Source organism: Streptomyces niveiscabiei, from assembly GCF_001419795.1.
Classification (GTDB): domain Bacteria; phylum Actinomycetota; class Actinomycetes; order Streptomycetales; family Streptomycetaceae; genus Streptomyces; species Streptomyces niveiscabiei.
The window spans coordinates 1-8,078 of sequence record NZ_LIRL01000928.1; the positions used below are offsets into that span (position 1 = coordinate 1).

The following is an 8,078-nucleotide window of genomic DNA, read 5'->3' on the forward strand; positions in this document are numbered from 1 at the left end:
AGGGACAGGGGCGGGGAGGGTGCGCAGGACGGCGTTGGGCGCGGTCGCCGCGTGCACGAGCATCGTCTCCTCGCCGTGGCCGTGCGTGGCATAGCGGTGCGTGGCCGCGCGCACCAGCTCCGTGAGGCGGAGGCGGGCCTCGTCCGGGTCGGTGACCGCCGCCGCCCACACCGGGAGCGCCCGTACACGCGCGAGGAGCGCCGGGAAGCCGCCGCTCTGGTCCGCGACGACGGGTACGGCGTCCAGGGCCGCCGCCGCGCCGCCGGCTCCGGTCAGGGGAGTCAGGGCGGGGAGCGTGTGATGCCGGGCGGCCCAGTAGCCCAGGCCGTGCGCCAGCTCCGTACGGCGGGGCGCCGTCTCCTCCCCGGCCAGCAGAGTCCGTACCGCGTGCCCGACCCGGATCACCGGGTGCGTGGACCCGCCGTACAGCCCCGGCAGCAACCGCGGCCACCACTGCGCCAGCACGTCCCGCCAGGGCCGCACCGCCAACTCGCGGTCGAAGTACCCGATCCAGTCGCCGGCCCGGCGCGGATCACCCAGCGCCGTACGCCAGTTGTCCGCCGTCACCACGGCGACGGCCGCCGGGAACTCCTCCAGGCGGGACGCGTACACATCGAGCCACCGGTGCACAGCCTTCGCCTGCCCGTGCGCCGCGAGCGCCTCCACCGCCATCGGCGCGTGATTCGTCAGCCGCCCCAGCCGCTCCGGCCCCGAACCGTGCAGCCGCTCCAGAGCCTCGTCGAGAATGCCGGTCGTGTCGTCCATGAACACGACGCTAGGCGCCCGGCGACGACGCCGTAACGGCCCCAAGACGTAGGACCACCCCACCCACCCTCGTCCGGGGGACGTAGGCCCCCGGACGAGGGCTATTACGGCCGCTTGTACTCCAGGCACTTCAGGGGTGCCGCGTTGCCGTTGTCCAGGCAGACCATGACGGCTGCGGCGCCGCCCCGTACGTCGGCCGGGACGGTGGTGTTGATCGGCCGGATTCCGTTGCACAGGGTGCCCGTGCTGCGGGCGTCGAGGAGGCGGCCGGAGCTGTCGAGGGTGCCGAACCAGGCGCGGCGGCAGTCGGTTGCGGATACCGAACGGTAGGTGCCGGTGAAGCTGACCGAGCGGTTGTTGAAGGTGAGGTCGCCTCGGACGTAGGTCGCGCCGTAGGTGACGTCGACGTGCCGGGGGGCGGCGGCGGCCGGGGAGGAGAGGGCGGCGGTGAGGCCGAGGGCGGCGAGGGCCAGGACGGAGTGGCGCAGCGGAATCATGAGGAGAACCCCTTGGGTCGAAAGGTGTGGACCAACGCGGTCCACCCTCTCGGCCGGCCGACCGCCGACACGACGGTTACGGCAGGTAGCGCCCCCAAATCGGTAGCGCCCGCACGTCAGTTCCCGAGGCCCGACCGTTCGGTCGCTCAGCCGTCCGCGGGCTTGATGTTCTTGTTGAACCGCAGCAGGTTGCGCGGGTCCCACTCCGCCTTGAGCTCCCGCAGCCGCCGGTGCTTGGCCGCGCCGCCCCACACCCCGCGCCGCCACTCGGCGCCCTGGTCCTGGGTGAGGTTGGTGTACGCGTTGGGCAGGGTGTGCGGGCGCAGCGCGTCGGTGATCCCGTCGAGCCAGGTGTCGAAGGCGCCGTCGTGTTCGCGTCCCTCCCAGACCGTCGCCGTCTCCCACAGCCACGCGGCGCCCGCGCGCGAGAACGCCATCGCGTCCTCGTCGGTGTCCTCGGAGAAGGCGCCGCCGAACGCCCAGAAGTTGATGGCGGTGACCGAACCGGGCGCTGTGGGCGCGGCGTCGAGCTGCGCGAGGGCCGAGTCGACGACGTCCGGGGTGAGTTCGGCGAGGTATCCGCCGCGAGTGCCCGCTCGCCGCCCGTACGGGGCGGTCGCGTCGAGCATGCTGTTCGTCGCGAGCCATGTCGTACGGCCCACGGTGTTCAGCGCCGGAGTCCCCAACGCGGCGAGTTTCGCGGTGAGTTCTTCCGCCTCGGCCGCGTCCCCGATGTGTACCGGCAGCAGCAACAGCACCGGCTTTCCGTGGAGTTCCCCGGGCAGCCCCGGCAGCGGCGGCGCGAACGTCAGGGCGCTGCCGACCCCGAGCGCGCGCGGCGCGGCGGCGACGAACGCGGGCAACTCGCCCAGCACGGCGGCTGCTTGCTCGCCGGGGAACAGGAGCATCCCCGAGGTGACCTCGGGCCCCACCGGATGCGCCCGGAACGTGAACTCGGTGACCACCCCGAAGTTCCCGCCGCCACCGCGCAGCCCCCAGAACAGGCCGGGGTTGGTCTCCGCGTCCGCCCGCACGACCCGGCCGTCCACGGTGACGACCTCGCAGCCGAGCAGGTTGTCGACGGTCGCCCCGAAGCTGCGCATCAGATGCCCGATCCCGCCGCCCAGCGTCAGCCCGGCCACACCGGTCGTCGTGACCGTCCCCGCCGGTACGGCCAGGCCGTGCACCTGCGCTGCCGCGTCCAACTCGCCCAGCAGGACGCCTGCTTGGGCCCGGATGGTACGGGAGGCGGGGTCCACGGAGATCCCGCGCAGGCCCGACAGGTCGATCACGAACGCCTCGTCCGGCAGGGCGTACGCGTCGATGCCGTGGCCGCCCCCGCGCACGGCCACGGGGAGGTCGTGCGCCGAGGCGTGGCGCAGGGCGGCGGCGACGTCGGCGGTGTCCCGGCAGCGGGCGATCAGACCCGGACGGGCGTCCGCCGTACGGGAGTTGAAGCCGGCGCGGGCCGCGTCGTACCCGTCGTCGCCCGGGTGGAGCAGGGCGCCGCGGAACTCGGCGGGGAAGTCGGGGGTCGCGTTCATGGTGGGCCTCCCTGGGGGCGGCAGCCCATGCCTGTGGGCTGGCCATTCGGCTAACCGGAAAATGAATTTCCGGTACTGCTGTGGGAGCGTAACATCCACCTCGTGAACCGAGTCGACCCCCGCAGAGCCGATGCGCGTGAGAACGTCCGGCAGATCCTCGACGCCGCCCGCGCCGTCTTCGCCGACCGGGGGTACGAGGTCTCCATCGAGGAGGTCGCCCGCCGGTCCGGCGTCGGGATGGGCACGATCTACCGACACTTCCCCAGCAAACGCGCCCTCGTCGAGGAGGTCGCGACCGGGCGCATGAACGCCACGTGCGAGGTCGTCACGGAGGCGCTGGCGGACGAGCCGGACGCGTGGGCCGCCTTCGTCCGCGTCATGCACCACATGGCCGAGGTCCGCAGCAGCCAGCTCTTCCCCGTCTCCCGCCGCCGCACCACGCCCTCGGGGCCCGAACTGATCGCCGCCCGCGACCGGCTCCTCGGCGAGCTCGACCGCCTCATCCGCCGGGCCCAGTCGGAAGGCGCGCTGCGGCCGGACGTGAACGTTCACGACCTCGTCCTGATGATGGTCTCCCTCCCCCCGCGCACGCCCCAGAACGGCGAGCGGAACACCCTCGGCACCGACCTGACCGGCCGCCACCTGGCCGTTCTCCTCGACGGCCTGCGCGCGCCGGGCACGGAACGCCTTCCGGGGGCCCCGGCCGAACGGCCCGACGTGGACGAGTTCTTCCGGACGCGCTTCGGGTTCTGAAGGGGGGGCGGAAGCGCGTCCGGCGCGGGTGGCACCCGGTGGGCAGGCTGTCAGAAACCCGACTTCCAGAGCTGGTAGCCGCCGCCGTTGCAGCTGTTCATGTAGGCGTCACCGTTGCGGTTGCTGTCGAGACAGGCGCCCCTGGAGGTGGACTTGAGCTGGACCTTGTCCCAGCTGGAGCCGATGCCCTCGAACGTGGGTTTGCCGTTGTTGACGCAGTCGAAGTCCACCAGGAGCCGGCCGTCGGGGTCGGCCAGGCAGCGCCTGGTCCCCGCGTTCTGGATGTAGACCTCGTCATGGGTCCCGTGGGTGAAGTAGAAGATCTTCCAGGTCTGGTTCGTGTTTCCCACCTGGCACCGGCCCGTCCGGATGGAGCCCGCGCTGTAGCTCTCCAGGCAGAGCCCGGTCTCCCAGTTGCGCAGCAGGTTCGACGAGATGAGGTCGCCGGGCGACAGCGCGGACGCGGACCCCGCGTTCAGGGACACGAACCCCGCGGACATGGCCAGAGCGAGCAGCGCCGCCCGGGCACGGCGCGCGGAATTACGTCTGACCTGCGGTTTTTCTGTAAGCACCATGCGCGGAATCGTGCCAGTCGCGAACCGCCCTTTCGGCCCGCGAGCCCGTCGAGCGGCTAAATACAGGGAAACCGGACGCGAACCACCCGACCGCGCCGGTCGCCGCGCGCGGCCTCCAGATACAGCCGCACGGGAGTCACCGGTAGCGGGTGGTGAGGGAGACGGTCATCCCGGGATGCCCCGCCGCGACGCACGCGTGCCCCATCACCTCGTCCAGGAGCATCGCGGTGAACCCGCCGTGCCCGTACCCGGGCGGATCGTGGTGGGGGAGGGGTGGTTCTCGGGGTCTCTCAGGTGTCCGCCCGGACGAACACCGGCTTCAGGTGCTTCTCCGGCAGGGCCTGCGGGAGTTGCTCCCAGTCCAGGACGTGGGAGACGACCCGGCGGGGGGCGACCTTGCCGGAGCGGGCGAGTTCGAGGGCGTCCGGGATGTGGCCCCGGACGTTGTCGCGGGCGACGCGCAGGGTCACGCCCGTGAGGTACATGTCCAGGAGGGGCAGCTCACCGGGGCGGAAATGGTTCCCGGCGGACTCGCAAACCCCTTCGGGTGCAAGGGACTTGACCGCCAGCGCCAACTGGTCGACCCGCCCCGTCGCCTCCACGGCGATGTCGAAGCCGTGCGGCACGGGTTCGAGCGCCTCGGCCGTCGCCGCCCCGAACTCCCGCGCTATCGCCCGGTGTCCGGCGTCGGGGTCGACGTACAGCACCTCGGACGCGCCCAGCGCCCGCGCGATGTCGCACACGTACAGCCCGATGCTGCCGCGCGCCACGACCAGCACCCGCGCGCCGGGCCGGCTCTTCAGATGCGGTGCCACCAGCCGCCAGGACAGGGACCAGTTGTCGCTCGCCGCCGCCATCGCGACCGGGTCGAGATCGCCGGGCAGCGGTACGAGCATGGCGTCCGCCCACGGCACCCGGACCAGGTCGGAGAAGAGCCCGCCCCACCTCCCGCCGATCGGCGCGCCGTACATCGCCATGTGCGGTACGGACGAGCAGTGCGCGGTCAGCCCGGCCGAACAGTGCGCGCAGGTACCGCAGTTGATCGACCAGGGGACGACGACGAGGTCCCCGGGCCGTACGGAGGTCACCGCGTCGCCGGTCTCGACGACCCGGGCGACGCACTCGTGCCCGAGCGCGAACGGCGGCTCGATGAAGCCGTGTCCGGCGAGGATCGCGGTGTCGACGTCGCACGAGGTCGCCGCGACCGGCGCGACGATCGCCTCCCGGTCCGAGCCGAGCCTCGGGTCCGGCGCCTCGCGCCACTCGACCGAGTCGCGGGCGACATACGTCAGTTCACGCACCGGCCCGCTCCCCCCGCGCGAGAGCGACGAGATCGGCGTACCGGATCACGGACCCGCCCGCGCCCCGCGTGCCGTCGGGCTGCTCGATCAGGTGACTCCGCGCCTGTGCCCGGAAGGACGTGAGCTGGATCATCGGCACGGGGCCTCCTCGAAACCGTACGGACTTGTCTATGACAGTCGTTATAAGCGGGGCTCAGGCTAGACTATGACGGCCGTTATAGCCAGGGGTCCTGAAGGGGGTACGGCCGTGGCCGCACCGAACACGCCGTCGCGCGACCGCATCGTCGCGGGCGCCGCCGACCTGATCAGCAGGCGCGGCCTGAACGCGACGAGCATCCGTGAGCTGGCCAAACACGCCAAGGCGCCGCTCGGCTCGACGTACCACTACTTCCCCGAGGGCAAGCAGCAGCTCGCGACCGAGGCGGTGCGCTTCGCGGGTACGACGGTCTCCCGCATCCTCCGCGAGGAACTGGCCGCCGGTCCGGCCGCCGGCCTGCGGGCCTTCCTCGCGCTGTGGCGGGGTGTCGTCCTCAAGAGCGACTATCACGCGGGCTGTCCGGTCCTCGCGGTCTCGGTCGAAGAGCCCCTGACGGACGAAGTCCCGCCTTCCCTCACCGCCGCCGACGAGGCGTTCGACGACTGGCAACGCCTCCTGGCCGACTCCCTCCGCGCCCACGGCCTCGACGCCGACCGGGCCGAGGCGGTTGCCGCCCTGGTCGTCGCCTCCGTCGAGGGCGCGATCGCGATGTGCCGGGCGAAACGCAGCATGGTCCCGCTGGACCTGGTCGCCCAGCAGTTGGAGACGGTGATCGAGGACGCGGTGCGGAAACCGGCCTGAGCGTCACCGCGCCCCCCTCGGCCCCGCGCCCCCCCTCGGCCCGTGATCGCCTCAGCCCGTGATCGCCGCTCGGATCGCCTTCGCCTTCTCCTCCGTGAACACCCCCGTCGCCAGCAGCGACAGGATCGACGTCACCCTGCCGCCCGAGCCCCAGCTCCCCTCGTCGATCACCCGGAAGTTCACCCACCACCCGGGCGAGGGCTCCGCCAGGCCGCACGCCTCGGCGAGGGCGGCGAGGAGGCGGGCGATGACCTCCGCGCGGACCTCGCGGGGCCAGTCGCCGTCCATCACGGCGACGTCGAGGATCATCACGTCCAGCTCGGCGCCGATGTCGGCCAGCAGGCGCCCGCCGATGGCCATCCGGTCGGTGGAGTGCTCGACGAAGCGGACCTGGAAGCCGGGGCGCGCGGCGGGCTCGAAGTGTCCGACCTCGGGGACGAGCACCGCGTCCGTGAGGGTCTCGGCGAGGACGCGACGCTGGTCGAGGCTCAGGCGGCCCTCGGGGGTGTTGACGGTGATGATGGTCACGACGGGGCTCCTATGACGGTCGTTATAGAGCGACCTTACCCCAGGTCTATAGCGATCGTTATAACCGCCCTGGAACGTTATAGGTAGGCCCCGGAGTCGATCGTCCGGAGACTGGTCCCGCGTCCGCGCCGACGCGCGGGGGACCAGTCGCAGGAACAGGAAACGGGGAGTACCAGTGAAGACCGCACGACGAGTTGCCGCCCTGCTGAGCACGACCGCCCTCGCGGCGGGGGGTGTCACCGCCCTGACGGCCACGCCCGCATCGGCCGCCGCGACCTGCTCGGCGGCGAAGCCGACCAGTGCCATCGGGGCGACGCTGTCCCACTCGGTCTGCCGGGACGGCACCACCACGACGGTCCGGGGAACCCTGCGGGACCCTCTGGAGGACGGCTGCTACGCGCGGGTCAGGATCACGCTCGCGCGGTCCGGCGCCGACTTCAAGGAGACGTACGAGACCGGGAGTTCCCTGAAGTTCGAGATGCAGGCCAAGAACGTCACCAGCATCGACATCGACCTGGACCGGCGCTGCTGACGCACCCCGCGTCGATCAGACGTACCCCGGGAACGGGTCCACGCCCGTCAGGACGGCGCCCGCTCCCTCGTACACCGACTCCTGGAGGAACGCGTGCTGGGGGACCACCGACGCGTCCCGCAGGCACCGCTCCAGGACGCCGCCGGCCGTGATCGCGGCGGTGCCGCCCAACTGGTAGGCGGCGCGGGTCACTTCGAACGCCGTCCGCGCGAGGTGGGTGGACGCGAGGCGCAGAGCGCTCGCCTGTTCCCTCGACGCGGGGTCGCCAGCCTCGACCGTGGCCCACACCTCGTGCGTGACCTCGTAGAAGTAGGCCCGCGCCGACCGGAGCCGGGCCTCGGACTGCGCTATCGAGATGCGGTACGTCGCCCGGTCGGCGGGCTTCGGGGCGCCGGTCCACGCGGGGCGGGCACCGTCGGCCGTGACGTGGTCGAGGGCGGCGCGGGCGACACCGAGCCCCACGACGGCCAGGACCTGTGCGGCGTACGGCACTGTCGGGTACCGGTAGAGCGGCTCGTCCACCGTCGCCGGACCGCCGCGCACGAACGTCCACTCCTCCGGCACCACGACCCCGGCCACGGCGAGGTCGTGGCTCCCGGTCCCGCGCAGTCCGATGACGTCCCAGTTCTCGACGATCTCGACCTGCTCGGGCCGCAGCACGGCGGTGAGGGGCCGCCCGACGGAAGCACCACCGCCACCGGCCCGACCGCCGCCGTGCTGCGGCCCGAGCACTGTCTCTTATACC

General features: G+C 72.3%; 10 protein-coding genes and 1 pseudogene. 3 read left to right on the forward strand and 8 right to left on the reverse strand.

Annotated elements, in window-relative coordinates; translation table 11 throughout:
- From AOK24_RS37090 to AOK24_RS37100, 3 genes are all read right to left on the reverse strand, one after another.
- The coding region (locus tag AOK24_RS37090; protein WP_055724344.1) for a questin oxidase family protein at positions 1 to 765 on the reverse strand (765 nt) is incomplete at its 3' end.
- 104 nt (positions 766 to 869) lie between these two features.
- A complete protein-coding gene (locus tag AOK24_RS37095) occupies positions 870 to 1,262 on the reverse strand; it encodes a hypothetical protein (RefSeq protein ID WP_055724345.1) in 393 nt (130 codons plus the stop codon).
- A gap of 146 nt (positions 1,263 to 1,408) precedes the next feature.
- Positions 1,409 to 2,806 (reverse strand): FAD-binding oxidoreductase, encoded by a 1,398-nt coding sequence (locus tag AOK24_RS37100; RefSeq protein WP_055724346.1) that lies wholly within the window; start codon positions 2,804 to 2,806, stop codon positions 1,409 to 1,411.
- A 102-nt stretch (positions 2,807 to 2,908) separates the two neighbouring features.
- Here AOK24_RS37100 and AOK24_RS37105 point away from each other — a divergent pair, with 102 nt between their 5' ends.
- Complete coding sequence (locus AOK24_RS37105) at positions 2,909 to 3,559, forward strand: TetR/AcrR family transcriptional regulator (protein ID WP_055724347.1); 651 nt, start codon at positions 2,909 to 2,911, stop codon at positions 3,557 to 3,559.
- A 50-nt stretch (positions 3,560 to 3,609) separates the two neighbouring features.
- On the opposite strand, the gene AOK24_RS37110 is transcribed toward AOK24_RS37105, so the two are convergent.
- From AOK24_RS37110 to AOK24_RS46770, 3 genes and pseudogenes are all read right to left on the reverse strand, one after another.
- Positions 3,610 to 4,134: an RICIN domain-containing protein gene (locus AOK24_RS37110; RefSeq protein WP_107104141.1), complete on the reverse strand. Its 525-nt coding sequence runs from the start codon at positions 4,132 to 4,134 to the stop codon at positions 3,610 to 3,612.
- Between the two features lie 290 nt (positions 4,135 to 4,424).
- Positions 4,425 to 5,435 carry a zinc-dependent alcohol dehydrogenase gene (locus tag AOK24_RS37115; protein ID WP_055724349.1) on the reverse strand — a complete coding sequence of 337 codons (1,011 nt, stop codon included), beginning with the start codon at positions 5,433 to 5,435 and terminating at the stop codon, positions 4,425 to 4,427.
- A pseudogene (locus AOK24_RS46770) lies at positions 5,428 to 5,520 on the reverse strand (tautomerase family protein); the annotation flags it as partial. The gene AOK24_RS37115 and the pseudogene AOK24_RS46770, both read right to left, overlap by 8 nt.
- Positions 5,521 to 5,682: 162 nt before the next feature.
- On the opposite strand from AOK24_RS46770, the gene AOK24_RS37120 reads away from it, so the two are divergent.
- On the forward strand, positions 5,683 to 6,273 hold the full coding sequence (locus tag AOK24_RS37120; protein ID WP_055724350.1) for a TetR/AcrR family transcriptional regulator: 591 nt from the start codon (positions 5,683 to 5,685) through the stop codon (positions 6,271 to 6,273).
- 51 nt (positions 6,274 to 6,324) lie between these two features.
- On the opposite strand, the gene AOK24_RS37125 is transcribed toward AOK24_RS37120, so the two are convergent.
- A complete protein-coding gene (locus AOK24_RS37125; protein WP_055724351.1) occupies positions 6,325 to 6,801 on the reverse strand; it encodes a tautomerase family protein in 477 nt (158 codons plus the stop codon).
- A gap of 175 nt (positions 6,802 to 6,976) precedes the next feature.
- Between AOK24_RS37125 and AOK24_RS37130 the strand changes: the two genes are divergently transcribed.
- Positions 6,977 to 7,333 carry a hypothetical protein gene (locus AOK24_RS37130; protein ID WP_055724352.1) on the forward strand — a complete coding sequence of 119 codons (357 nt, stop codon included), beginning with the start codon at positions 6,977 to 6,979 and terminating at the stop codon, positions 7,331 to 7,333.
- A 15-nt stretch (positions 7,334 to 7,348) separates the two neighbouring features.
- On the opposite strand, the gene AOK24_RS37135 is transcribed toward AOK24_RS37130, so the two are convergent.
- The gene (locus tag AOK24_RS37135) at positions 7,349 to 7,993 is read right to left on the reverse strand and encodes an acyl-CoA dehydrogenase family protein (RefSeq protein WP_240554296.1); all 645 of its coding nucleotides are present in this window, start codon (positions 7,991 to 7,993) and stop codon (positions 7,349 to 7,351) included.
- Between the last annotated feature and the right edge of the window lie 85 nt (positions 7,994 to 8,078).

Coding starts and splice junctions, on each gene's coding strand:
- AOK24_RS37095 (WP_055724345.1), bottom strand. CDS start 1,262: ATGATTCCGCTGCGCCACTCCGTCCTGGCCCTCGCCGCCCTCGGCCTC.
- AOK24_RS37100 (WP_055724346.1), bottom strand. CDS start 2,806: ATGAACGCGACCCCCGACTTCCCCGCCGAGTTCCGCGGCGCCCTGCTC.
- AOK24_RS37110 (WP_107104141.1), bottom strand. CDS start 4,134: ATGGTGCTTACAGAAAAACCGCAGGTCAGACGTAATTCCGCGCGCCGT.